This window comes from Plantactinospora sp. WMMB782 (assembly GCF_049179135.1).
Classification (GTDB): domain Bacteria; phylum Actinomycetota; class Actinomycetes; order Mycobacteriales; family Micromonosporaceae; genus Plantactinospora.
In genome coordinates, this window is record NZ_JBMHMC010000007.1 from 705,926 (window position 1) to 730,905 (window position 24,980).

Below are 24,980 nucleotides of genomic sequence, written 5' to 3' on the forward strand. Positions count from 1 at the left end.
GGCGGTTACGCCCACCGTGTCCAGGTCAGCCAGCGGCGGAACCCGGCTCCTGGAGAAAGGGACCGGGAGGGGGTGCGGTGGGTGCCGGGGTGCGGTCGCGGACGGGTGGGTCAGGCCGTCCGGAAGTCGAAGCGGTCGAAGGTCTCCTGGCGGCGGGTGAACCGGTAGGTGGCCCAGTGCATCCGGACCACCTCGCCCCGTTCGTCCCGGGTCAGCCGGAGCAGCTCGCCGACCTCGCGGCCGGAGATCGTCCGCAACACGTCCGGCCGGTCCGGCAGCGGCGCGAAGACGGCCGGCGGCCGGCCGCCCGGGTCGGCGGCCCCCCGGGCCCGCAGGGCGCCGTCGGACCACGTGAAGACGTACTCGAACCCCTCGCCCCACCAGCGGCCGAGCAGCCCCCGGTACGCCTCCGGGGCCGGCTCGCCAGGAACCCACGGCACGATGTCGGCGGGATCGTCCCGGGCCGAGGCGGCGAGGATCTGGTGCGCCAGCTCGTTCACCGCCACCCCGGTGCCGGAGGAGCCGAGCACCGCGCAGCCCATCGCGCCCGGCGTGCCGGAACCACCCCGCCGGCCGTAGACGCTGGCCAGGAAGCCGGGCATCGCGCCGTCGTGGCCGACGTGCAGCACCCGCTCGGCGGCCCCCCAGTCGTCCCGCTGCGGCAGCAGGATCAGGCCCAGCCCGAACCCGGCGGCCCAGAGCGACTCGTCGGTCACGGTCAGCGGCCAGCGCATCTCGTCGAGGGTGTCCGGCCGGAGTACCGCACCGGCCGGGTCGACCGCCGCCGGATCGGCCAGGAACGCCGCCCAGCGGGCCATGTCGGGGGCGGTGCTCCAGAGCTGGGCCGCCGGCCCGACCGCGCCGAGGTCGGTGTTCGGCTCCGGCCGGGCGTGGTCGGAGTAGGCGTCGACCAGGAAGCCGGTCGCCGCACCGGCCGGCGGCCCCTGGTGGGTGTCGGCCAGGCCGAGCGGGGTGAGCACCCGGTCGGCCAGCACCTCCGCCCAGCCGCCGCCGCGCAGCCGCGCGACAGCCTGGCCGAGCAGCGCGACGCCGAGGTTGGAGTAGTGGAACCGGCGGGCCGGCGGAAGTACCCGTTCGGCCCGGGCCAGGTCGGCGAGGAATCCGGCCAGCTCCGGGGTGTGCAGGGTGTCCCAGATGTCGCCGTACGGCTCGCGCTGCACGCCGGAGGTGTGCGACAGCAGCCGGCGTACGGTCAGCTCGGCGTGTGCCGGCACGTCCAGGTACGCCCCGATCGGGTCGTCGAGGTCGAGCAGGCCGTCGTCCCGGCACTGCAACACGAGTACGGCGGTGAAGGTCTTGGTCACCGAGCCGATCCGGAACGCGGTGCCCGGACCGAGCGGGGCGTCGTTGCCGGTGCTGCCGACCGTGCAGGTCCAGAGCGGCCGGTCGGCCCGGTGCAGTGCGACCGAGACCGCCGGGATCCGGGAGTCGGCCTGCGCCTGCCGGACGAGCCGCTCCAACCGCCGATCGACCTCGGCCATCTCTCTCCCTCGGCTACCGCAGGTCAGGAAGCACGCTTCCACACGTCACGCACGCTTCCACACGTCAAGATCGTGGATCCTACGCTCGGCGTGACGTGCGGGGGTGCGAGGCGGTGCCGGATGACCGGCGGCGGTGCGGATGCTCCTATGGATGTCAAGCGGCGAGTTCGAGATCGTTTGCGGTGATGACCTGGTAGAGCTCGCGGGCGACGTATCGCTTGAGGCATCGAATGATTTCTTTCTTTGACATGCCTTCCTTGGTACGTCGTTGCATGTACTCGCGGGTGCGCGGATCCCAGCGCAGGCGGCAGAGCACCACGCGGTAGAGGGCGGCGTTGGCCTGCCGGTCACCGCCGCGGTTGAGTCGGTGCCGGGTGGTCCTGCCGGAGCTGGCGGGGATCGGGGCGACGCCGCAGAGCATGGCGAACGCCGCCTCGGAGACGATCCGGTCGTGGTTCTCGCCGGTGCTGACCAGCAACTGGCCGGCGACCTCGGCGCCGACGCCGTTGGCGGCCAGCAGGCCGGGGTTGATCGCAGCGACCAGCGGTTCGAGTAGCTCGTCGAGGTCGGTGATCTCGACGGACAGCTGCTGGTGGCGGCGGGCCAGGGACCGCAGCGCGATCTCGGCGGCGGTGGCCGGGGTGGCGGCATCGGCCCGCTCGGGCCGCAGGTTCGCGCAGGTGACGATCAGCTGCTTGACGCTCAGGCCGCGTAGCCGGGCGCGGAGTTCGTCGGGAGCGGTGACGATCAGGGTCTTCATCTGGCGCTGGGTGTCAGCACGCTGGTCGACGGCGCTGCGGCGGGCCACCCGCAGGTTGCGTAGGGCCTCGACACGGCCGTCGCGTTGTTTGGGGGTGCCGGTGCGTTCCCCGGCCAGGGCTGCCCTGGCGGCCTGGATCGCGTCGATCGGATCGGACTTGCCCTGGAACCGGCGGGTCTTGCGGTCCGGCCGGTCGACCTCGATCGCCTTGACGTGCTCGTCGCGTAGCAGGCGGGCCAGTCCCGCGCCGTAGGCGCCGGTGCCCTCGACCCCGACCCGGCCCAGCCGGCCGTGCCCGCGCATCCAGACCAGCAGGTCGGCGTAGCCGGCCACGGTGGCGGGGAACTGCCAGGTGCCCAGCACCCGCCCGATCTGGTCGATCATCGCCGCGGTGTGGGTGTCCTGGTGGGTGTCGACCCCACCGAAGACCTCGATCACGGCGTCATCAGGTGTAATGGAAGGCATCGTCGTCCTGTCGTTCGTGACTGGGGGCAGGGCGGCACGCACCAGCCGGGCAACGCGGACAAGACAGAGATGGGGCCTCTGGCCAGGCTCCTATGAAGTCACAACGCCACGTCCGGTGAGTGCACGAGCACCTCCCGACCGGAGTCGACAAATCCCGTTGAGGACCCGAAGTCAGTCAGAGGGTGGGTCAGACCCCGGCGGGAGGTGCTCATGAACATCATCTCTGTCAGCGGGCGAGCATCGGACCCAGCGGCTCGCCGCCGAGCACGTGGGCGTGCGCGTGGAAGACCTCCTGACCACCGTACGGGCCGGTGTTGAAGATCAACCGGAATCCGTCGGCGGCCAGTCCCTCGATCTCGGCCACCACCGCCGCGGTGCCGAGCACCTCGCCGGCCAGCCCGGGATCGGCCTCGGTCAGGGTCACCACGTCCGCGTAGTGCTCCTTCGGGATCACCAGCACGTGCACCGGGGCCTTCGGGTCGATGTCCCGGAACGCCAGCGTGGTGTCGGTCTCCCGGACGACGGTGGCCGGGATCTCGCCCGCGACGATCCGGCAGAACAGGCAGTCAGTCTCCATCGTCGCCAATCGTAGGGGCTGCCGGTCCCGCCCGCGTACCGGCCGGGCCGGGTGGCCCGGAGCCGGACTCTCCGGAACCGACCCCGCCGGCGTCGGGCCGGTGCCGGGCCGGGCCGACCGGCGCCAGGTTCTCCGGAACCAGGCACGTTCTCCGGAACCAGGCAGGTTCTCCGGAACCAGGTCGCGGCGGGGATCGGACCGACCGGCATCATGGGCCGATGACTGGACGAGCGGTGCTGGTGACGGGAGCGTCCCGGGGGATCGGGCGGGCGGTGGCGACGGTGTTCGCCGCCGGTGGCGACCGGGTGGCGGTGCACCACCGCGACTCGGCTCCGTTGGCCGAGCAACTCGTGGCGGCCCTGCCCGGCGAGGGGCACGTGGTGGTCCGGGCCGACCTCGCCGACCCGGACGAGGTACGCGCGATGGTCGACGACGCGGCCGACCGGCTCGGCGGACTCGACGTACTCGTGAACAACGCCGGGGTCTTCGGCGGTGCGGACGCCGGGCACCCGGTCTTCGAGTCCTCCTACGAGCAGTGGCAACAGCAGTGGCGGCGTACCCTCGACGTCAACCTGCTCGGCGCGGCCAACGCCATCTGGTGCGCGGCGCGACACCTGCGGGAGCGGGGCGGCCGGATCGTCAACGTCTCGTCCCGGGGCGCGTTCCGGGGCGAGCCGACCCAGCCGGCGTACGGCGCCAGCAAGGCCGGGCTGAACGCGCTCGGCCAGTCCCTCGCGGTGGCCCTGGCCCCGTACGGCATCGCGGTCGCCACCGTCGCGCCCGGCTTCGTCGAGACCGACATGACGAACGAGCACCTCAAGGCGCCGCGCGGCGACGCGATCCGGGCGCAGAGCCCGTTCAACCGGGTCGCCCGGCCGGCGGAGATCGCCGCCGCCGTGCACTGGCTGGCCTCGCCCGAGGCGGAGTGGGCCTCCGGCACCATCGTGGACCTCAACGGCGCCTCCTACCTGCGCAGCTGAGCCGGCGGTCGGTGAACGGGGCTGGCGACTGGCAGGATGATCGATATCCGGCCGGCGGAAGGGGCGCGACGATGACGGTGGATCGGCGGGACGGGACGACGACCGGCAAGGACGGGACGACGACCGGCGGGGACGAGGCGGTGCTGGAGCGGGCGCTCGCCGCGCTCGACCTGGAGACCCGGGTCCGGCTGCTCTCCGGTCGGGACTTCTGGACCCTGCCGGCGGTACCCGGGATCGGGCTCGGCACGCTCGTGATGTCGGACGGCCCGATCGGGGTACGCGGCGTCCGCTGGGCCCCGGACAACCCGTCGATCGCCCTGCCCAGCCCGACCGCGCTGGCCGCCACCTGGGATCCCGAGCTGGCCCGGCAGGCCGGTCGGATGCTCGGTTCCGAGTGCCGGCGCAACGGCATCCACCTGCTCCTCGCCCCCACCGTCAACCTGCACCGCAGCCCGCTCGGCGGCCGGCACTTCGAGTGCTACTCGGAGGACCCGCTGCTCACCGCCGAGATCGGCGTCGGCTACGTCACCGGAGTGCAGGATCTCGGTGTCGGGGCGACGGTGAAGCACCTGGTCGCCAACGACTCGGAGACGGAGCGGATGACCGTGGACGTCCGGGTCTCCGAGCGGGCGCTCCGGGAGGTCTACCTCTATCCGTTCGAGCGGATCGTCGCCGCCGGGGTCTGGGCGGTGATGGCGGCGTACAACGGGGTGAACGGGCACACCATGACCGAGCACGCCGGGCTGCTGCGGGACCTGCTCAAGCGGGAGTGGGGCTTCGACGGGGTCGTGGTCTCCGACTGGACGGCGGCGCGGAGTACCGAGGCGTCCGCGAACGCCGGGCTCGACGTGGTGATGCCGGCCGTCGGTGACCCGTGGGGCGCCGCGCTGGTCGCCGCCGTCCGCGCCGGCACCGTCGCCGAGACGGAGGTGGCCGACAAGGTACGCCGGGTGCTCCGGCTCGCCGGCCGGGCCGGGCTGCTCGACGGCGTGCCCCCGGCGGTGGATCCGGCCGACCTGCCGCGCCCGCCGGACGGCGCCGCCGTGGCGCACGCGGTCGCGGTCAACTCCTTCGTGCTGGCCCGCAACGACGGCGACCTGCTGCCGCTCGATCCCGGCCGGCTGCGCCGGGTCGCGGTGCTCGGCGCGCTCGCCGACGACGCCCGGATCCAGGGTGGCGGCAGTGCGCTCGTCTCGCCGCCGCACGCGATCTCGCCGCTCGCCGGGCTGACCGCCGCGCTCCCGGAGACCGAACTCGGGTACGCGGTCGGCGCCGATCCCCGGCTCCGGCTGCCGGCCGCCGGTGGTGTCGCCTGGACCCCGATCACCGCGACGCTGCGCGACGCCGACGGCCGCGAGCGCTACTTGACGGAGCTGGACCGGGCCACCGTGCGCTGGATGGGTGAGCTGCCCGACGGGATGCCGCTGGAAGAGCTGGCAAGCGTCGAACTGCACGCAGTGCACACACCGCGCCGCAGCGGCACCGCCCTGCTCTCCGTCGAGGGCTTCGGCTTCCTCACCCTCACCGTGGACGGTGCGGAACTCTTCGACGGCCCGCTCGCCGACCCGGCCGAGGAGCCCGGAACCGTCTTCCGGGGCACCCTCGAGCGCCGGTTCGAGATCCCGGTCCGGGCCGGCGAGCCGGTCGAGGTGCTGCTGCGCCGGCGGATCGTCGACGGCGACCACCCGGGCTTCGTGTCGGTCACCCTCGGACACGCCGAGCCGGCCGTCGCCGCCGGGGAGTCCACGGCGGAGACGTTGCTCGACGAGGAGTCCCCGGCGGAGGCGCTGCTCGACGAGGCGGTCCGGCTGTCCGCCGGGGCCGACGTCGCGGTGGTGGTGGTCGGCACCACCGAGGAGGTGGAGTCGGAGGGGTTCGACCGGAGCACGCTGGCGCTGCCCGGCCGGCAGGACGAACTGGTCCGCCGGGTGGCGGCGGCCAACCCACGCACGGTGGTGGTGGTCAACGCCGGCTCACCGGTGCTGATGCCCTGGGCGGACGAGGTGGCGGCGATCCTGCTGACCTGGTTTCCCGGTCAGCAGGCCGGGGTGGCGCTCGCCGACGTACTGCTGGGGCGGGCGGAGCCGGGCGGACGGCTGCCGACCACCTGGCCACGCCGGGCCGAGGACTGCCCGGCGCTGCCCACCACCCCGGTCGACGGGGTGCTCGAATACTCCGACGGGGTCTTCGTCGGCTACCGGGGCTGGCGGGCCGAGCCGCTCTTCCCGTTCGGGCACGGGCTCGGCTACACCGACTGGGCCTACGAGTCGCTGACGGTGGACGAGACGGCGGCGGGGCCGGTCGCGGTGGTCACCGTCCGGAACACCGGCCGCCGGCCCGGCCGCGAGGTGGTGCAGGTGTACGTCGGCCCCGAGGTCGCCGACCCGGATCGTCCGGTCCGCTGGCTGGCCGGCTTCGCCGCTGCCGCCGCCGCTCCCGGCGGGACGGTGACGGTCCGGGTGCCGCTGCCGGAGCGCACCTTCCAGGTCTGGGAGTCGGACGGCTGGCGGACCCGCACCGGCCGGTACCGGGTCGAGGCGGCACACAGCCTCGGCGACCTGCGCCGGACCGCCACCGTCGACCTCGATTCCTGACCGGTCAGGCCGGGTCAGCAGCGGCCGAGCCGGCCAGGCCGGGTTCACCAGCGGCCGAGCCGGCCAGGCCAGGTCACCAGCGGCCGAGCCGGGCCGAGAGTACGGCCAGCGCGGCGACTCCGGCGGTGGAGGTCCGCAGCACCTCGGGGCCGAGCCTTACCGGTACGGCACCGGCCGAGGCGAGCGCCGCCAGCTCGGTCGGCGACACCCCGCCCTCCGGGCCGACCACCAGCACGATGTCGCCGGTCGACGGCAGTTCGGCGGTGCCGAGCCGGTCCACCGCCTCCTCGTGCAGCACGAAACCGGCCGACGCGGCGGCGATCCGCCGGGCCACCGCCCGGGTCGACTCGTCCGGCGCCTGGGCCGATCCGACGACGGCCGGCAGCCAGGGCCGGCGGGCCTGCTTGGCCGCCTCGCGGGCGGTCGCCACCCAGCGGTCCCGGGCCCGGGCGCCCCGGTCGCCGCGCCACTGCACCACCGAGCGTTCGGCCGACCAGGGCACGATCTCGTCCACCCCGACCTCGGTCATCGCCTGCACGGCGAGCTCGGCCCGGTCGCCCTTGGCGATGCCCTGCACCACCACCAGGCGCGGGTCGGGCGGCTCGGCGTACCGGCGGGCGGTGACCGTGCCGGTCAGGGTGCCCCGGCCGACGGCGGTGACCACGGCGGTCAGGGTGCCGCCGCGCCCGTCGGCGAGCAGCAGCTCCTCGCCGGGGCGCAGCCGCTGCACCGTCGCGGCGTGGTGCCCCTCCGGCCCGTCGAGGGTGACGGAGTCGCCCGGCGGCAGCGACTCGACCAGGAACAGCGGCGCACTCACGGCGAGCAGGTTAACCGGTCACCGGCCCGGGGCGGGACGGCGCGGGTCAGCCGTGGCCGTTGAAGGCGTCCCGCATCCGGGAGAAGAAGCCGCCCTGCTTGGTCAGCTCGGCGACCTCCTCGCCCCGGGTCTTGGCGAACTCGCGCAGCATCCGCTCCTGGTCGGCGTCGAGCTTGGTCGGGGTACGCACGTCGAGGTGCACGTAGAGGTCGCCCCGGCCGGCACCGCGCAGGTGCGGCACGCCCCGGGCACGCAGCCGCAGCGTCGAGCCCGGCTGGGTGCCCGGCTTGACGTCGACCGGCTCCTCGCTGTCCAGCGTCTTGATGGTCAGCCGGGTGCCGAGCGCGGCGGCGGTCATCGGCACCGTGACCCGGCAGTGCAGGTCGTCGCCCTTGCGGGAGTAGACGTCGTGCGGCCGCTCGTGGATCTCCACGTAGAGGTCGCCGGCCGTACCACCGCCGGGACCGACCTCGCCCTGCTGGGCCAGCCGGATCCGCATGCCGTCCTCGACCCCCGCCGGGATCTTGACCGTCAGCGAGCGGCGGGTGCGCACCCGCCCGTCACCGGCGCAGGTCGGGCAGGGGTGCGGGATGACCGTGCCGTAGCCCTGGCAGACGGTGCACGGCCGGGACGAGACGACCTGGCCGAGGAAGGTGCGCTGCACCGACTGCACCTCGCCGCGCCCGCCGCACGCCTCGCAGGTGGCCAGGTGGGTGCCGGGTGCCGTGCCGGCGCCGGTGCAGGTGGTGCAGAGCACGGCGGTGTCCACCGTGATCGGCGCCTCCACCCCGAACGCGGTCTCCGGCAGGTCGAGTTCGAGCCGCAGGATCGCGTCGGCGCCGGGCCGGGTACGCGGACGCGGGCCCCGGGAGCCGCCGGCCGCCCCGAAGAACGCGTCCATGATGTCCTGGAAGCCGACGAACGGGCCGCCCGCACCGCCGGGACCGGCGCCGGGTCCGCCACCGGGGGCCAGCGGGTCACCGCCGAGGTCGACGATCTGCCGCTTCTGGTCGTCCGAGAGGACCTCGTACGCGGCGTTGATGTCCTTGAACTTCTCGTGTGCCTCCGGATCCGGATTCACGTCCGGGTGGTACTGCCGCGCCAACCTGCGGTAGGCGCGCTTGATGTCGTCGTCGGAGGCGTCCCGGCCGACGCCGAGAATCCCGTAGTAGTCCTTGGCCACTGCGTTCCGTGTCCTCATGTCTGTCTCGCGTACCGTCCGCCGGTCGTCAGGTCAGGGTGAGCTGTGGTGGTCAGTTCTGCGCCAGCACGTCGCCGACGTAGCGTGCCACGGCCCGCACCGTGGCGATGGTGCCCGGATAGTCCATCCGGGTGGGCCCCAACACGCCGAGTCCGCCGACGATGGTCGCACCCGGACCGTATCCGGTGCTGACCACCGAGGTGCCCCGGAGGTTGTCGATCTCGTTCTCGTCGCCGATCCGCACCTGGAGGGTGTTCGGCTCCACCTCGCCGATCAGCTTGAGCAGGACGACCTCCTCCTCGAGCGCCTCGAGGATCGGTCGCAGCGAACCCTGGAAGTCGAGCAGCCCGCCCCGGGTCAGGTTGGCCGTGCCGGCCATCACGATCCGCTCCTCGTGCCGCTCGACAAGGGTCTCCAGCAGCACCGTGGCGAGTGTGGTCATCGCCGGGCAGAGCCCGGTGGCCACCTCGTCGACGAGCGCCTGGACCAGCGGCGGGGTGTCGGCGAGCTTCTTCCCGACCAGCCGCTCATTGATCAGCCGGCGCAGTTCGGTCACGTCGTCGGTGCTGATCGGCGCCGGCAGCTCCACCAGCCGCTGCTCGACCCGGCCGGTGTCGGCGATCATGACAAGCATCAGCCGGGTGGTGGAGATCGGCACCAGTTCCAGGTGCCGGACGGCGGAGCGGGCCAGGCTCGGGTACTGCACCACGGCCACCTGCCGGGTGAGCTGGGCGAGCAACCGGACCGTACGGTGCACCACGTCGTCGAGGTCCACCGCGCCGACCAGGAACCGCTCGATCGCCCGGCGCTCGGCCGGGGTCAGCGGCTTGACCCGGGAGAGCCGGTCCACGAAGAGCCGGTAGCCACGGTCGGTGGGAACCCGACCGGCACTCGTGTGCGGTTGCCGGATGTAGCCCTCCTCCTCCAGCACGGCCATGTCGTTGCGGACGGTGGCCGGGGAGACCCCGAGCTGGTGGCGCTCGACAAGTGCCTTGCTGCCGACCGGTTCCTGGGTGGCGACGTAGTCCTCCACGATCGCGCGCAGCACGTCGAGCTTGCGGTCGTCGAGACCCATCCTCACCTCCCTGCGACGTCCGGCCCCGGCTGGGCGAAACGACCGGGGCGACCACGACGGTCGGGCCAGGCTTGCCTGGCACTCGACTGTAGCGAGTGCCAGTCTACGACCAAGGCGTACCCCCGCGCGATGATCATTTGGAGGGGCTGTCCGAAGCTGGACAACAGGCTTGCCAGCACACCCTACCCCGCTGGGCCGGGCGGGCACCGCCGGTCATCGTCCGGGTTCGATCGGCAAACGGCGCGGATTCGATCGGTGTGCGGCCGGGATCGATTCCCCGGCTGGTGCGGGTTCGACCGGGGGGCGGCTGGCGCCGGTTGAGCGGTGGTCCTACCGTGACCCCATGACTGAACCGCCCCGCCCTCCCGGAGAATACGGCGGTCCGCCGCAGGACCCGACCGCCCCGATGAACCCGGGCCAGTACCCGCCGCCGGGCGAGGGGTATCCCCCGCCCGCCGCACCGCAGTACGGTGCGCCCGGCACGCCCCCGCCGACCTCGGGCGGCGGCACCTACCCGACGTCCGGTGGCGGGACGTACCCGACCTCGGGCGGCGGGACGTACCCGACCTCCGGTGGCGGCTACCCGCCCCAGGGCGGGGGCTACCCGCCGCCCGGCGGTTATCCGCCCCCCGGCGGGGGCTATCCGCCCCCCGGAGGCGGTTACCCGCCGCCCGGTGGCCAGCCGCCGGGCGGATACCCCGGCGCCGGCTACCCGCCGCAGGGCGGCTACCCCGGCAACCCGTACGGCGCACCGGCACCGCACGGCTACGCCAACAACGACGAGAAGACCTGGGCCCTGATCGCGCACTTCGGCGGCATCCTGGTCGGCTTCATCGCCTCGCTCGTGGCGCTGCTCGCCAAGGGCAACGAGTCGCCGACCGTACGCGCGCACGCGGTCGAGGCGCTCAACTTCCAGATCACCTGGGGCATCATCTCGATCGTCTCGCTCGTCGTCGGCACCTGCACCGTGGTGCTCATCTTCCTGCCGTTCATCGCCTGGGTGGTGGTGCTGATCTTCTCGATCATCGCCGGCATGAAGGCCAACGAGGGCGTGCTGTACCGCTACCCGATGACCATCCGCATGACCAAGTAAGACCCCGAGCCTCCGACGATGGCCCGTGCCGCACCCGGCGCGGGCCATCGCGCTGTCAGGGCAGCAGGTCGCGGACGACGGCGTCGGCGAGCAGTCGCCCGCGCAGGGTGAGCACCGCCCGCCCCGCCTCGTACGCCGCGCCGTCCAGCAGCCCGTTCTCCCGGGCCCGGACCGCGCCCGCCCGCCCCGGCCCGTCCAGGACGGCCAGCGGCAGTCCGGTGGCGAGCCGCAACCGCAGCAGCACCTCCTCGGTGTGCCGCTCCCCGGCCGAGAGCAGCTCCCGGCCCTCCCCCGGGGACTGCCCCGCACCGAGCCGGGCCGCGTAGCTCGACGGGTGCTTGACGTTCCACCAGCGGACCCCGCCGACGTGGCTGTGCGCGCCCGGCCCGAGCCCCCACCAGTCGCCGCCGGTCCAGTAGAGCAGGTTGTGCCGGCAGGCCGCGGCCGGCGTACGGGCCCAGTTGGAGACCTCGTACCAGGAGAAACCCGCCCCGGACAGCGCCGCCTCGGCGGCCAGGTAGCGGTCCGCCGCCACGTCGTCGTCCGGGTACGCCAGCTCCCCGCGACCGATCCGGGCGGCGAGTCGGGTGCCCTCCTCCACGATCAGGGCGTACGCGCTGACGTGGTCCACCCCGGCGGCCAGTACCGCGTCGAGCGAGGCCGCGAAGTCCTCCGCCCGCTCCCCCGGCGTCCCGTAGATCAGGTCCAGGTTGACGTGCTCGAACCCGGCCTCCCGGGCCTCCCGGGCCGCCTCGGTCGCCCGGCCGGCGGTGTGCCGGCGGTCCAGGATCGCCAGCACGGGCCGGGCGACCGACTGCATGCCCAGGGATATCCGGGTGTAGCCGGCGGCCCGCAGCGCGGAGAGCGACTCCGGGGTCACCGACTCCGGGTTGGCCTCGGTGCTGACCTCGGCGTCGGCGGCCAGCCCCCAGGTCCGGTCGATGCCGTCCAGGATCCGGGCCAGGTCGTCCGGGGGCAGCAGGGTGGGGGTCCCGCCGCCGACGAAGACGGTGTCGACCCGGGCCGGCGGCCGGTCCGCCAGCACCCGGTCGGCCAGGCGCAACTCGGCGAGCACCTGGTCGGCGTAGCCGTCCCGGCCCGCCGTACCGCCGAGTTCGGTCGCGGTGTAGGTGTTGAAGTCGCAGTAGCCGCACCGGCTGGCGCAGAACGGCACGTGCACGTAGACGCCGAAGCCACGCTCACCCACCCTGGCCAGCGCGGCTTCGGGCAGCGCACCGTCGTCGGGCACGGGCTCGCCCGCCGGGAGGACTTTTGGCATGCGACTAGTGTGCCGGCATGACCTCAGCCCCCGATCCGCTCGTCCGGGTCTCCACCACGCACGGGGTGACGACCCTCACCCTGGACAGCCCGCACAACCGCAACGCGCTCTCCAGCACCCTGCTGACCCAACTGCTCGACGCACTGGGCACGGCGGCGGCGGACGACGACGTACGGGTGGTGGTGCTCTCGCACACCGGGCCGGTCTTCAGCTCCGGAGCCGACCTGAAGGAGACCGCGGCGGCGTACCGCGAGGGCACGGTGCCGGTGGCGATGCTCGGTGACGTACTCGGGGCGATCTGGGAGTGCCCGAAGCCGGTGGTGGCCCGGATCGGCGGGCCGGCCCGGGCCGGCGGCCTCGGCCTGATCGCGGCGGCCGACGTGGCGGTCTGCGCCCAGGAGGCGACCTTCGCGTTCACCGAGGTACGTCTCGGGGTGATCCCGGCGGTGATCTCGGCGACCGTGCTGCCCCGACTGCAACCCCGGGCCGCCGCCGAGCTCTACCTGACCGGGGACACCTTCGACGGGCGCCGGGCGGCCGAGATCGGGCTGGTCACCACGGTCACCACCGCCGAGGCGCTGGACGAGACCGTCGCCTCGTACTGCCTGGCGCTGGTCCGGGGCGCCCCGGGCGCGCTGGCCGGGGCGAAGGAGCTGCTCCGGCGCGGCTCCGGGGCGGATTTCCGGGCGGGCCTGGCGGAGCTGCGCGACCTGTCGGTGCGGTACTTCCACTCCGCGGAGGGTCGGGAGGGCGTCGCCGCGTTCGGTGAGAAACGACCCGCCCGATGGGTACCCGGGAGCTGACCGGGACAACCGGCCCGAACGACCGGCCCTCGAAGTAGCGGTCCGGGAACTATCGGCGGTCGAAGTAGGCTGTGTCCCAATATCGGGCAGGGGGTGGCGGTGCAGACTCGCGCGGTGGTGGCGGCCGGCCTGGCGCTCGCGGCGGTTGCCGGCTTCGGCGTCTATCTGGGCGCCCGGGAGTACGGCCACAAGCTGCCGATCCCCCGGGCGGCGCCCGGCTGCGTGGTGGAGGCGGACGGCCGGGTCACGCTGAACGCGGAGCAGATGGCGAACGCCGCGACCATCGCGGCGGTCGGCGTCCGGCGCAAGATGCCGGAGCGGGCCGTGGTGGTGGCGCTGGCCACGGCGTTCCAGGAGTCCCGGCTGCGTAACCTGGCCAGCGGGGACCGGGACTCCGTCGGGCTGTTCCAGCAGCGACCGAGCCAGGGCTGGGGCACCCCGGAACAGATCCGGGACCCGCGCTACGCCGCCACCCGGTTCTACAACGCGCTGAAGCGGGTGCGCGGCTGGGAGCAGATGGAGGTTACGGTCGCGGCGCAGCGGGTGCAGCGGTCGGCCTTCCCGAACGCCTACCAGCAGTGGGCGGACGAGTCCGAGGTGCTGACCCGGGCGCTGCTCGGCAACGCCACCGGCGCGGTGGCCTGCACGGTGGGCCGGGAGCCGGCGATGCGCGGGAACGCGGCGGCGGCGGCGCTGACCGCCGGGCTGAAGCTGGACTGGGGCCGGCTGGAGACGTCGGTACCGGGCGAGTTGACCGGTCTGGCCGTGCCGACGACCGATCCGCAGGTGGGTTGGCGCTACGCGCACTGGCTGGTGTCGCACGCCGACGACCACGGGGTACGCACGGTCCGGTTCGGCGACCTCCAGTGGAGCGCGGAGGGCGGGGCCTGGACGCCGGTCAAGGGCAGCCCGCCGAGTCCGCACCAGGTGGTCGCCGAGGTCTTCGCCGATTGACGACCGCTAACTGGCGGTGATTGCACAAACGGACAGACGCCCCCTTAATCCCTCATTCAGCCGCCGTCTGACCACGTGGAGTCAGGGTCCCGCTGCCCTGCGTACCTCTGGATGACCGGGGTCGATCCGGCGGCCGAGCGCCGCACTGCGGGTCTTGCCAAGGGAGTTACGATCGGCAGCCTGTGTGCTCAGAAAGAGTTTCACCCTATGGGGAGGGGACGCGGTGTTCGACTACGGCGGCCGCACCGGCTACGAGCCGATCAGTGACACGGATCGCAAGGAGTTCCACGAGCAGGGCTTCCTGTTGCTCCGCAATGTCCTGACCGAGGACCACCGGGCGGCTCTGGAGGCGGCGGTCGACCGGGTCTACGCCGAGGAGAAGGCGGCCGGCAACACCACCAAGGACGGCACGCTGCACCTGCTCGGCTTCGTGGAGCGGGACGAGCTCTTCGGCGAGCTGCTCACCCACCCGATCTCGTTCCCGTACATGTGGGGCCTGGCCGGGTGGAACATCTACACCCACCACAACCACCTGGACGTCACCCCGCCGGCCCTGGAGCCGGAGAAGCCGTACTGGGGCTGGCACCAGGACGGCTACCGGCAGAACTCGGACCCGGAGACGATGGATCCGAACCTGCCCCGGCCGATGTTCTCGCTCAAGGTCGCGTACGTGCTCTCCGACCTGTCCGAGAAGGGCCGGGGGGCGACCAAGGTCATCCCCGGCAGCCACCTGTGGAACTCGCTGCCGCGCCCGGCCGACCTGAGCGTGCACAACCCGGACCCGGAGGGAACGGTCGAGATCACCGCCAACCCCGGCGACGCCTTCATCTTCGACCGGCGGCAGTGGCACTCCCGGTCCACAAACCTCTCCAGCATCACCCGGAAGATGCTCTTCGTCGGCTACACCTACCGGTGGATCCGGCCGCTGGACGAGCTGCACCCGGACAAGAACGGCGAGTGGTACAAGAACCGGACCCCGGTGCAGCGTCAGCTGATCGGTGAGGGCACCCACACCGCCAACTACTGGGGCATCAACTGGGACGGCTACATCGACGACGAGATCCCGCTGCGCAAGGAGCTGAAGGAGCGCGGTCTGCTCGACCGCAGCATCCCCTGGCTGCGCTGACGACTCCCGCCACCTGACGCGGCGGTTCCGCCGGTCCAGCCGGGCCGGTGGGACCGCCGTTTCGTCGCAACGCCGTCGCCCGCCGCCCGCCGACGACCGATCTGGACATCTCGAGGACCGGTCCCGGCGGACAGGTCATATTCGCTTTCGCCGTGATACCACCCTGTCATCAAGATGACTTGGTGGTGACACGCGCGTCCGGGTATATGCCCGCCGGCTGTCCTCACGACGACACGATAACTGTCGGTAATTTACCGATTGCAATGGCAATTCTGCCGGACTGCCGGAAAGTGGCCCGGAACACATCTGCCGCCCAGGCGGCTAATGCGATGAAATCGCCGGATCATTCACGTTCGACCCTGCGGTCGGCCGTACGTTCGGGCGCGCCGGGCCAACGCGCTAGGCCAACCGGCCGGACAACCGGTAGACGTCCACGAGAAGCGCCCAGAGCTCGTTGTTCAACGGCTGGCCCTCGTCGTTGGTCAGCCGGTGCGCCGGACACTTCATTGTCGGGCTGGACAGCTCGATGTCCTGCGGCGCGACGCTGCCGAACCTGATCTTCCGCTGCCCCTCCGGGCCGACGGCCCGGAACTTCTCCGGACCGATCCGGAAGGCGCCCCGGACGATGTCCGCCACCGTGAACCGCGGATGCTGGATCTCCGTCGGGTCGCCGGTCAACTGCCGCATCCGAGCCACCTCGTGCTGGTCGTGCAGGACGGAGAGGCTGGCCAACATGGAGGTGCTGCCGCGCAGCGTCTGCTCCAGGGCCGCCCCGGTCAGGCCCAGGCCCTCCCGCCCGTACGCGAGGGCGGACTCCAGGCAGATCAGCGCCTCCAGTAGGGCGAGGCTGATGTTGCGCTTGAACTTGTGCCGCAGCGAGGCGGCCAGCTCCGCCGTCCCGGCATCGGCGCGCGGCACCATCTGGTCCTCCCAGACCACCGCCCCGCGATGGGCGGCCACCACCGCGAGGGCGTGCTCCAGCACCGGTGTCGGATGCGCGAACATGGCGTCGACCAGGTCTCGGAAAAGCTGGTCGAGGCTTTGCAGATTGTCGACGAGATCGCGGCCGGGTGCCGCGCGTCGCAATTCCGTCAGCGCACCCGAAACACGCAGGGCGGAGAACCACTCTTCGACCAGGGGGGTGTACGCCTCAAGGTACAACGCGACCTTGGGGTGCAGATCGGAGAGTTGTCGAGATGACACCCTGGCGCTTCCCGGGAGAGAGTCCGTAGACACTTACGGAGCGTAACATAAGGAGATCATTTGAGCAAATGCGAATGACGATCACAACTGTCGCCCGGGTCGGCTGGTCGACCACGATCGATCGTACGGCCGTGGAGAATTTAGCGGTTCCCGGCAGCCGGCGCCAGCCCGGAAACGCCGCAGGGGCGCCGGCCGTTCGGCCGACGCCCCTTGCTGAACCGGGGAGCGGGGTGCTCAGTACCGGCTTACTCGGCGACGGCGGCCGACTCCGGCGACCAGCGCCACGGCGATGGCGGCCACGGCGACCTGGATGAGCAGCTCCATCCAGTCGATGCCGGCGGTCTGCGTCGCGATGCCGGCGGCCCGGGCGATGACCGTGCCGAGCAGCGCCGCGCCGACACCGATAAGCATGGTCAGCCAGATCGGCATGTCCTGGCGACCTGGTACGACCAGACGGCCGAGGGCGCCGATGATGAGACCGACGACGAGCGCGGTGATGATACCCCAGACGGTGAATTCCACGGCCGTCCTCCTTCGAATGTGTCACACGTTGTTGTGGTGACTGCTAGGTTCCCGAAGGCGCAAAATCTCAAACCGACCTAGTTGCCCAGACGTCGTACCGCGTCCCGAACCGCCGCATCCATCGTGGCGAAAGCCAGTTGAGGCGGGCTCACCAGGGGAAACCAACCCAGCTCGGCGGACTCGGCCGGGTTGAGCACGATCCGCGGGTCGTCCAGGGTGGCCAGGAAGAACGTGTCGAGCACCGGCAGCGTCTCGTCCTGGAACTCGTAGCTGCCGACGTACATGCCGAGATGTTCGCCGAGGGTCACCGACACCCCGAGTTCCTCCCGGGCCTCCCGCACCGCCGCCTCGGCCGGGTGCTCCCAGCCGTCGCAGAATCCGCCCGGAATCTCCCAACGGCCCAGCATCGGCTCCGCCGCCCGGCGCAGGGCCAGGAAGCGCACCCCGGCGGGGCCACGGCCACGATCCACACCGTCCAGGATGACCAGGCCGACCGTCGGGCGGGCGTTCACGAAGAGCTGGTAGCGGCACCGGGTGCAGGTGGTCGGGGCGGGGCCGGGCAGGGCGGCCGCGCACCGGGGGCAGAAGGAGGCGCCGGGGCCGTACCCCCGGGGAATCACTTCCTGCCGCCACCCTTGCCGTCGCCGGAGTCACCGGTGGAGAGGGCGGCGATGAAAGCCTCCTGTGGCACCTCGACCCGGCCGACCATCTTCATCCGCTTCTTCCCCTCCTTCTGCTTCTCCAGCAGCTTGCGCTTCCGGCTGATGTCACCGCCGTAACACTTGGCCAGCACGTCCTTGCGGATCGCCCGGATCGTCTCCCGGGCGATCACCCGGTTGCCGATCGCGGCCTGGATCGGCACCTCGAACTGCTGCCGGGGAATCAGCTTCTGCAGCTTCGCCGCGATGTTGACGCCGTAGTTGTACGCCTTGTCCTTGTGCACGATCGCGCTGAACGCGTCGACCGGCTCGCCGTTGAGCAGGATGTCGACCTTGACCAGGTCGGAGCGCTGCTCGTCGGTGGGCTCGTAGTCGAGCGAGGCGTAACCCTTGGTACGGCTCTTGAGCTGGTCGAAGAAGTCGAAGATGATCTCGGCGAGCGGCAGCGTGTAGCGCAGCTCGACCCGGTCGGCGGAGAGGTAGTCCATCCCCTGCAACGAGCCGCGCCGCCCCTGGCAGAGCTCCATCACGGCGCCGACGTAGTCGTTCGGGGTGAGCACCGTCGCCCGGACCACCGGCTCGTACACCTCGGCGATCTTGCCGGTCGGGTACTCGCTCGGGTTGGTGACGGTGACCTCGTTGCCGTCCTCCATCGCGACCCGGTAGACCACGTTCGGCGCGGTCGAGATCAGATCGAGGTTGAACTCGCGTTCCAGCCGCTCGCCGATGATCTCCAGGTGCAGCAGGCCGAGGAAACCGCAGCGGAAGCCGAAGCCGAGCGCGGCCGAGGTCTCCGGCTCGTAGTTGAGCGCCGCGTCGTTGAGCTTCAGCTTGTCGAGCGCGTCCCGCAGCGCCGGATAGTCCGACCCGTCGATCGGATAGAGACCCGAGTAGACCATCGGCTTCGGATCCTTGTAGCCGCCGAGCGGCTCGCTCGCCGGCCGGGCGTTGATGGTGACCGTGTCACCGACCCGGGACTGCCGGACGTCCTTCACACCGGTGATCAGGTAACCCACCTCGCCGACCCCGAGCGCGCCGGCCTTCTGCATCTCCGGGGAGATCACACCGAGTTCCAGCAGCTCGTGCACGGCTCCGGTGGACATCATCTTGATCTTGTCGCGCGCCTCGATCCGGCCGTCGATCACCCGGACGTACGTCACCACGCCGCGGTAGACGTCGTAGACGGAGTCGAAGATCATGGCCCGGGCCGGGTTGCCGGCCTCGCCGACCGGCGGGGTGAACTGCCGGACGATCTCGTCGAGCAGGTACGGCACCCCCTCGCCGGTCTTGCCGGAGACCCGGATGCAGTCGCTCGGATCCCCGCCGATCAGGTGCGCCAACTCCTCGGCGTACTTGTCCGGCTGCGCGGCCGGCAGGTCGATCTTGTTGAGTACGGGGATGATGTGCAGGTCGTTCTCGAGCGCCAGGTAGAGGTTTGCCAGGGTCTGCGCCTCGATGCCCTGGGCGGCGTCGACAAGCAGGATCGCGCCCTCGCAGGCGGCCAGCGACCGGGACACCTCGTAGGTGAAGTCCACGTGCCCAGGCGTGTCGATCATGTTCAGCACGGCCTCTTCGCCCTGCTGGTCACCCTCCCGGACGGTCCACGGCATGCGGACCGCCTGGCTCTTGATCGTGATGCCGCGCTCCCGCTCGATGTCCATCCGGTCGAGATACTGCGCGCGCATCTGCCGGGGATCGACCACACCGGTGAGCTGCAACATCCGGTCGGCCAGCGTCGACTTGCCATGATCGATGTGGGCGATGATGCAGAAGTTCCTGATCCGACCGGGGTCGGTGGCACCAGGAGAGTTCGCGCCGGAGTCGGGCGTCGGTGGCACGGCGATCCGTTCTGCTTGGCTGACGACGATGGGCCTTCTATGTTCCCATGCCGCCCGACGGTGCCCGGCCGAGGCCGCCGGATCACCGTCGCGACTTCGGTCACCACGCCCACCGCACCGTGGCCACCCCACACCGGTCAGGCCGCTCCGGAACGCCGCAGACCGGACATGGCACACCGTGACCAGGGCCCGGCCGCGACGCGAGTGCCGGGGCGGCGACGAAATCCCGGCAACCCGATCGGACCGGGGCAGACTTGGGGCATGGCTGCCATCTCGGTACCACCCCGGCCGTACGACGCGACCGCCGTACGGCCGGGCTGGGCCGATCTTCCGGCCGAGTTGCGGACGGCGATAGGCGCCCGGCTGGGCGCCCGGGTCAACTGGGCCAGCACCGCCGGTGGCGGGTTCACCCAGGGGTTCGCCGGAGTGCTCCAGACGGTGGCCGGTGACCGGGTCTTCGTCAAGGCCGCGTCCCTGGTCGACCAGCGGCACCTGAGTGACTGGTACGCCCGGGAGGCGGCGATCACCGCCGTACTGCCGGCCGGCTTGGCCGTGGCCCGTCCGCGCTGGACGCTCACCGCCGCCGGGTACCACGTGATCTGCCTGGACGCCATCGACGGCCGGATGCCGGGTCTGCCCTGGCATCCGGCCGAGCTGGCGGCGACCCTCGACGCGTACGCGACGGTGGCGGCAGCGCTGCGACAGCCGCCGGGTGAACTTGTGGCGCTGGGCGTACCCCGGCTCGCCGACCTGGCCCGTGCGGACCTGGCCTGGTGGGCGGAGCTGGCCGCCGGTCGGGAGACCCTGCCGGAGGTGCCGGCGGTCGCCCGGCACCGGCTGGCCGACCTGGCCGCGCTGGAGTCCCGACTACCCGGGTACGCCGACCTGCCGTCGATGATCCACGGCGACCTGCGGGTGGACAACGTCCTGCTGGATTCGGCCGGTCTCGCCTGGCTCTGCGACTGGACGTGGCTCAGTTTCGGGCCGCCCTGGTTCGACCTGGCCAGCCTGCTGGTCACCGCGTACGCCAGCGGGCTGGACGCCGACGCCCTGTTCGCCACCCATCCGGCGGCGCGGGACGCCCCGCCCGACGGGCTGGACGCCGCGCTGGCCGCACTCTCCGGCTACTGGCTGATCCGCGCGGCGGCCGGCCCGGACAGCGGTGCGCCGCACGCCCGGGCGCACCAGCGGTGGAGCGGCGAGACCGCGCTCGGCTGGCTGGCCGAGCGACAGGGCTGGGCACCGACCTGAGCTGTTTTGGTCCGGGCGGGGCGCACCTGGTAACGTGGCTCTTCGCGCGTGCCGACACGGCGCACTCTGACGTGCGTCACCGTCCGCGCAGCACAGGCAAACGTAACCCTAGCTACCAGGACGAGGCTGTCGCGTGGCGAACATCAAGTCCCAGATCAAGCGCAACCGGCAGAACGAGAAGCGCCGGCTGCGTAACAAGTCGGTCAAGTCGTCGCTGAAGACCGCCATTCGCAAGTTCCACGAGGCGACCGAGAGTGGAGACGCCGCGAAGGCGACCGAGCTGATGCGGGACGCGTCGCGCAAGCTCGACAAGGCGGTCAGCAAGGGCGTGATCCACCAGAACCAGGCGGCGAACCGCAAGTCGGCGATCGCCAAGCGGCTCGAGTCGCTCTCCGCCTGACCAGACGGAGCACACACCTGACGTGTGGCCCCGAGCCCGACGGGCTCGGGGCCACACGTGTTCCGCAGGGGACCAGACGTCTTCCACCGGGCCACACGTGCTCCGCGGTCACTCTCGCCGCCGCACGGTCGCCCAGTCCGTTCCGCGGTCGACCTCGCCGCCGCGCCGGTCAGCGGTAGCGGCGTCTGGCCGACTGCCGGCCGGTGTCGATCGGGTCCGGCCGGGAGAGCCAGCGCCGGACCGGTCGCCGCTCCAGGTGTTCGGCCAGCCCACTGTTGCGGCCCCAGGCGGTCCCGGCGGCGGACGGTGCCGGTACGGCCTGCCGGGTCTGCGGTACGCCGGTCTTCGGAGCGCCGGTCTGCGGCAGATCTGTGCTCTGGGGTACGCCGTCGCGCTGCGGTAGACCGGTGGCCTGCGGCGGACCGTGCTGCGGGCGCGCCTCGCCCTGGCCGGTGGCACCGGCTCCCCCGCCGGATCCGGCACCGTCGGCCGCTCCGGCGGCGGTCCGTCCGGTCGCCGCCGGATCACCGCGCCGCCGACGCCGGGCGCCGAAGTCCAGCCGGGCCCGCATCGCCGCGGTCATGCCGAACTGTCGGGCACCGAGGAACCGGGCCGGCAGCCGGTTACCGGGAACGGCACGGCGGGTCGGAGCGCCCACCGCCGGGGCGGGGCCGGAGCCGGGCTCGGTCAGTCGGTGGGTCTGCCCGGACTCGACAAGCGACCGCTTCGGCACGCTGGCCCGCCCGACGGCTGGCTGGATCTGCCGGCGGAACCGTTCCCGCTCCTGGTTGGGCACCCGGGCCGCCGACCGGATCACCGCCGCGGCCACCACGTCGTTGGCCTTGACCATGGCAGCGACGGTCGCGGGCAGCACGAGTACTTCCCACCACCGGACCAGTTCGGCGAGGGCGAGCAGCAGGCCGAGGACCACGGTGCCCTCGAAGAAGACGAAGCAGAGCAGCCCACCCGGATCGACGTGCCGTAGTCGCAGCACGCGGGCGTAGAGCGGCCGTAGCCGCTCCTCGTCCGCCGCCGTCGCTGTGGTCATCGCGATGCGCCTGCCCTGCGGGCTGCCGCGACCGCGACCACGGCCCGCTCCAGGGCGTACCCCCGGTCGTCGGAACCGCCCTTGACCGCGGCGTTGCACTCGGCCGCCGCGTACATGGCGTCGGCCAGTCCTTCCGGAGTCCAGCCCCGACCGACCCGCTGCGCCTTCTCGATCTTCCACGGCGGCATGCCGAGGCTGCTCGCCAACTGGTAGGCGCTGCCCCGGCCCGCCGAGCTGACCCGGGCCACCGTGCGCACCCCGTCGGCGATCGCGTCGGCGATCGGCACCGGGTCCACTCCGACGTGCAGCGCCCAGCGCAGCGCCTCCAGGGCACCCGGCACGTCACCGGCCATCGCGGCGTCGGCGACGGTGAAGCCGCTGACCTCGGCCCGCCCCCGGTAGTACCGGGAAACCGTGTCGACGCCGATCCGCCCGTCGGTGTCGGCCAGCAACTGGGAGCAGGCGGAGGCGAGCTCGCGCAGGTCGTTGCCGACCGCCGCGATGAGCGCCTCGGCCGCGTCGTCGGTGCACCGGCCGCCACCACGGCGGATCTCGTCCCGGACGAAGGCGACCCGGTCCCGATGCCCCTTCAGCTTCGCCGCCGGGACGACCTCCGCGCCGGCCGACCGCAGGCCGTCGGCGAACGCCTTGCCCTTGGCTCCGCCGGCATGGGCCACCACCAACTGCACCTCGGGGTCGGGATCCCTGGCGTACGCCAGCAGCGCCGTCACCAGATCCTTCCTGGCATCCTGTCCAGCGCGGACGACGAGTACCCGCCGCCCCCCGAACAGGGACGGTCCGAGCAGTTCGGCGATCTCCCCCGGCCCCAATCCGCCCGCCTCATGGTCGTGTACGTCGACGTCCGGGTCGGCGGCTCTGGCCGCGTCGACCACTGCGGCGACCGCCCTGGTGGCGAGCAGTTCTTCGTCACCGAGCACGAGTACGACGGGAGCGAGGCTAGCGGGGGTCACGGGGTCATCGTCGCACGCGGTGTGCGTCCATCGGGCCTGGTCACCCGGCTCGCTGCGGCTGACCCCGCAGTTAGTGCAAATCCAGACATTTATCTTAACCCTGGCATTCTTGCCAGGATCTGGTGACCGGCTCGAAGCCTACCGCCGGAAGTTGCCGACACCCCGTTACGACACGGTAGGCCGGTCTACCCGGTAGGACAGTCAGCGAACCGGACGACGAACTCGGTGCGGAATCATCGGGTGGCCGGGTCACCGGGATCGAGGCCCCGGACGGCCACCGACAGCTCTTCTCCGCCGGTCCCGACCACGGCCAGATCCCCGTGCCGGTCGGTCCGCAGTACCCGGGCGCCGGACCGGGACAACCGGGCCAGCACTCCCGGGTTCGGGTGCCCGTATCCGTTGTCGACGCCGACGGGCACCAGCGCCACCGCCGGACGTACCGCGTCGAGGAACGCCGGTTCCTGATAGGCCGAACCATGGTGAGCGACTTTCAGGACATCCGCCCTGAGCCGGGCCACCGGCAGCAGGTCCAGCAGCGCCTGCTGTTCCTCGGTCTCGGCATCCCCGGTGAGCAGCATGCTGACGCCGCCCACCTCGGCGCGCAGGACCAGCGAGTTGTTGTTCGGGTCCGAGCGGGTGCCCCGGATCGGATAGGGCGGGCCGAGCAGGGTCAGCGTCACCGGGCCGGCCGTGTAGGTCCAGCCGGGGCCGGCCACTCCGACCGGTACGCCCCGCACCCGTCCCGCCCGTTCCACAGTGCCGCGCCCCTCTACCGGCTCCAGCCACGGCGGGGCGATCACCGCCTCCACCCGCCGTCCCCGGAAAACGCCGTCCACCCCGCCCACATGGTCGGCGTGGAAGTGGCTCACCAGCAGCAGGGCCACGCTCCGTACGCCGAGGCGGCGCAGGCAGCGGTCCGCGGCTGTCGGGTCCGGACCGGCGTCCACCACCACCGCCCGGCCGGCACCCAACGGCAGCACCAGGCTGTCGCCCTGACCCACCGCACAGGCGACGACCACCCAGCCGGCCGGCGGCCATCCGGTGGCGACCACCCGCACCGGCAGCGCGCCGACCACCACCGCAGTTGTCACCACCGCGACGATCCGGCGCACCGGTGGCCGGCGGACGGCGACCAGCAGTGCGACGGTCAGTGCGCCGAGCAGCAGACCACCGAGCACCCCGTCCAGCCAGGGCACCGTCCCGGCCGGCAGGCGTGCGCCGTACCGCGCCACCAGGACGAGCCACCACGCCGGCCAACCGCCCAGCCAGGCGACGCCCTGCGCACCGTCCGGCCAGAGTGGGGACAGCACCGCCGCCGTGACCCCGAGCACCGTGGCGGGTGCCACCGCCGGCACCGCCAGGAGGTTGGCCGGCACCGCCACCAGGCTGATCGTGCCGGAGAGTCCGGCCACCACCGGCGCGCAGGCCAGTTGTGCCGCCGCCGGAACGGCCAGCGCCTCCGCCGCACCGGCCGGTACGCCCCGGCGCCGCAGCCCGTCCCGCCAGCGGGGGGCGAGCAGCAGCAGACCTCCGGTGGCCAGTACGGAGAGCGCGAACCCCGGGTCACCGGCCAGGTCTGGATCGACGACCACCAGCACGGTGACCGCGCCGGCCAGCGCCGGCAGGGCCGCCCGGGGGCGTCCGAGGGCGAACCCCAGCAGGCCGATCGCCCCCATGGTGCCGGCCCGGACCACGCTCGGCGACGGCCGGGCCAGGACGACGAAGCCGACCAGGGCGATCCCGCAGAGCACGGCGGCGAGCCAGGGGCCGGCCCGGGCCCAGCGGGCCAGCAGCAGGACCATCCCCACCACGATCGCCACATTGGATCCAGTGAACGCCACTTAGGGAGGTGAGTTGCAGAA

19 protein-coding genes and 3 pseudogenes are annotated in these 24,980 nt (G+C 72.4%); 8 read left to right on the forward strand and 14 right to left on the reverse strand.

The genetic code is table 11. The features are described from left to right. Nucleotides 1-110 precede the first annotated feature (110 nt). The 3 genes and pseudogenes from ACN28A_RS05090 to ACN28A_RS05100 all read right to left on the reverse strand — a co-directional run bounded on the left by ACN28A_RS05090 (nt 111) and on the right by ACN28A_RS05100 (nt 3,304). The gene (locus ACN28A_RS05090) at nt 111-1,502 is read right to left on the reverse strand and encodes a serine hydrolase domain-containing protein (protein ID WP_421392849.1); all 1,392 of its coding nucleotides are present in this window, start codon (nt 1,500-1,502) and stop codon (nt 111-113) included. Between the two features lie 140 nt (nt 1,503-1,642). After that, nucleotides 1,643-2,727, reverse strand: a pseudogene (locus ACN28A_RS05095) (IS110 family transposase); the annotation flags it as partial. Between the two features lie 226 nt (nt 2,728-2,953). Then, entirely contained in the window at nt 2,954-3,304 is a 351-nt protein-coding gene (locus ACN28A_RS05100) for a histidine triad nucleotide-binding protein (RefSeq protein ID WP_421392851.1), read from the reverse strand. Nucleotides 3,305-3,522: 218 nt separating this feature from the next. Here ACN28A_RS05100 and ACN28A_RS05105 point away from each other — a divergent pair, with 218 nt between their 5' ends. Both ACN28A_RS05105 and ACN28A_RS05110 read left to right on the forward strand, forming a co-directional pair. After that, a complete protein-coding gene (locus ACN28A_RS05105) occupies nt 3,523-4,284 on the forward strand; it encodes an SDR family NAD(P)-dependent oxidoreductase (protein WP_421392853.1) in 762 nt (253 codons plus the stop codon). Between the two features lie 71 nt (nt 4,285-4,355). Continuing rightward, nucleotides 4,356-6,878, forward strand: a complete 2,523-nt coding sequence (locus ACN28A_RS05110) for a glycoside hydrolase family 3 C-terminal domain-containing protein (protein ID WP_421392855.1) — start codon at nt 4,356-4,358, stop codon at nt 6,876-6,878. Nucleotides 6,879-6,951: 73 nt separating this feature from the next. On the opposite strand, the gene ACN28A_RS05115 is transcribed toward ACN28A_RS05110, so the two are convergent. From ACN28A_RS05115 to hrcA, 3 genes are all read right to left on the reverse strand, one after another. Beyond that, nucleotides 6,952-7,695, reverse strand: a complete 744-nt coding sequence (locus ACN28A_RS05115; protein ID WP_421392856.1) for a 16S rRNA (uracil(1498)-N(3))-methyltransferase — start codon at nt 7,693-7,695, stop codon at nt 6,952-6,954. A 46-nt stretch (nt 7,696-7,741) separates the two neighbouring features. Continuing rightward, nucleotides 7,742-8,878, reverse strand: a complete 1,137-nt coding sequence (gene dnaJ, locus ACN28A_RS05120) for a molecular chaperone DnaJ (RefSeq protein ID WP_421404159.1) — start codon at nt 8,876-8,878, stop codon at nt 7,742-7,744. 70 nt (nt 8,879-8,948) lie between these two features. Continuing rightward, complete coding sequence (hrcA, locus tag ACN28A_RS05125) at nt 8,949-9,971, reverse strand: heat-inducible transcriptional repressor HrcA (RefSeq protein ID WP_421392858.1); 1,023 nt, start codon at nt 9,969-9,971, stop codon at nt 8,949-8,951. A 343-nt stretch (nt 9,972-10,314) separates the two neighbouring features. Here hrcA and ACN28A_RS05130 point away from each other — a divergent pair, with 343 nt between their 5' ends. Continuing rightward, nucleotides 10,315-11,064 carry a DUF4870 domain-containing protein gene (locus tag ACN28A_RS05130; RefSeq protein ID WP_421392859.1) on the forward strand — a complete coding sequence of 250 codons (750 nt, stop codon included), beginning with the start codon at nt 10,315-10,317 and terminating at the stop codon, nt 11,062-11,064. Nucleotides 11,065-11,119: 55 nt separating this feature from the next. Here the strand turns inward: ACN28A_RS05130 and hemW are convergent, their stop codons facing one another. Further along, nucleotides 11,120-12,343, reverse strand: a complete 1,224-nt coding sequence (hemW, locus tag ACN28A_RS05135; RefSeq protein ID WP_421392862.1) for a radical SAM family heme chaperone HemW — start codon at nt 12,341-12,343, stop codon at nt 11,120-11,122. Nucleotides 12,344-12,360: 17 nt separating this feature from the next. Between hemW and ACN28A_RS05140 the strand changes: the two genes are divergently transcribed. The 3 genes from ACN28A_RS05140 to ACN28A_RS05150 all read left to right on the forward strand — a co-directional run bounded on the left by ACN28A_RS05140 (nt 12,361) and on the right by ACN28A_RS05150 (nt 15,226). Further along, nucleotides 12,361-13,146: an enoyl-CoA hydratase-related protein gene (locus ACN28A_RS05140; RefSeq protein WP_421392864.1), complete on the forward strand. Its 786-nt coding sequence runs from the start codon at nt 12,361-12,363 to the stop codon at nt 13,144-13,146. 93 nt (nt 13,147-13,239) lie between these two features. Then, nucleotides 13,240-14,100: a hypothetical protein gene (locus ACN28A_RS05145; RefSeq protein ID WP_421392866.1), complete on the forward strand. Its 861-nt coding sequence runs from the start codon at nt 13,240-13,242 to the stop codon at nt 14,098-14,100. Nucleotides 14,101-14,323: 223 nt separating this feature from the next. After that, nucleotides 14,324-15,226 carry a phytanoyl-CoA dioxygenase family protein gene (locus ACN28A_RS05150; RefSeq protein WP_421392867.1) on the forward strand — a complete coding sequence of 301 codons (903 nt, stop codon included), beginning with the start codon at nt 14,324-14,326 and terminating at the stop codon, nt 15,224-15,226. 399 nt (nt 15,227-15,625) lie between these two features. On the opposite strand, the gene ACN28A_RS05155 is transcribed toward ACN28A_RS05150, so the two are convergent. From ACN28A_RS05155 to lepA, 4 genes are all read right to left on the reverse strand, one after another. Next, nucleotides 15,626-16,429 carry a hypothetical protein gene (locus ACN28A_RS05155; protein WP_421392869.1) on the reverse strand — a complete coding sequence of 268 codons (804 nt, stop codon included), beginning with the start codon at nt 16,427-16,429 and terminating at the stop codon, nt 15,626-15,628. Between the two features lie 234 nt (nt 16,430-16,663). Then, the gene (locus ACN28A_RS05160; RefSeq protein WP_421392871.1) at nt 16,664-16,951 is read right to left on the reverse strand and encodes a GlsB/YeaQ/YmgE family stress response membrane protein; all 288 of its coding nucleotides are present in this window, start codon (nt 16,949-16,951) and stop codon (nt 16,664-16,666) included. Nucleotides 16,952-17,028: 77 nt separating this feature from the next. Continuing rightward, nucleotides 17,029-17,571 (reverse strand): NUDIX domain-containing protein, encoded by a 543-nt coding sequence (locus ACN28A_RS05165; protein ID WP_421392874.1) that lies wholly within the window; start codon nt 17,569-17,571, stop codon nt 17,029-17,031. Then, complete coding sequence (gene lepA / locus ACN28A_RS05170) at nt 17,568-19,448, reverse strand: translation elongation factor 4 (RefSeq protein ID WP_421392875.1); 1,881 nt, start codon at nt 19,446-19,448, stop codon at nt 17,568-17,570. Before lepA ends, ACN28A_RS05165 begins: the two co-directional genes overlap by 4 nt. Before the next feature lie 261 nt (nt 19,449-19,709). On the opposite strand from lepA, the gene ACN28A_RS05175 reads away from it, so the two are divergent. Continuing rightward, nucleotides 19,710-20,699, forward strand: a complete 990-nt coding sequence (locus tag ACN28A_RS05175; protein ID WP_421392877.1) for a phosphotransferase family protein — start codon at nt 19,710-19,712, stop codon at nt 20,697-20,699. A gap of 133 nt (nt 20,700-20,832) precedes the next feature. Further along, nucleotides 20,833-21,099, forward strand: coding sequence for a 30S ribosomal protein S20 (gene rpsT / locus ACN28A_RS05180; RefSeq protein WP_278063644.1), 267 nt, complete (start codon nt 20,833-20,835; stop codon nt 21,097-21,099). 729 nt (nt 21,100-21,828) lie between these two features. Here rpsT and ACN28A_RS05185 read toward each other — a convergent pair. The 3 genes and pseudogenes from ACN28A_RS05185 to ACN28A_RS05195 all read right to left on the reverse strand — a co-directional run. After that, nucleotides 21,829-22,147: pseudogene (locus ACN28A_RS05185) on the reverse strand (hypothetical protein); the annotation flags it as partial. Continuing rightward, nucleotides 22,144-23,118, reverse strand: coding sequence for a DNA polymerase III subunit delta (holA, locus tag ACN28A_RS05190; protein ID WP_421404161.1), 975 nt, complete (start codon nt 23,116-23,118; stop codon nt 22,144-22,146). The gene holA and the pseudogene ACN28A_RS05185, both read right to left, overlap by 4 nt. Before the next feature lie 233 nt (nt 23,119-23,351). Beyond that, nucleotides 23,352-24,956, reverse strand: a pseudogene (locus tag ACN28A_RS05195) (ComEC/Rec2 family competence protein); the annotation flags it as partial. Nucleotides 24,957-24,980 lie beyond the last annotated feature (24 nt).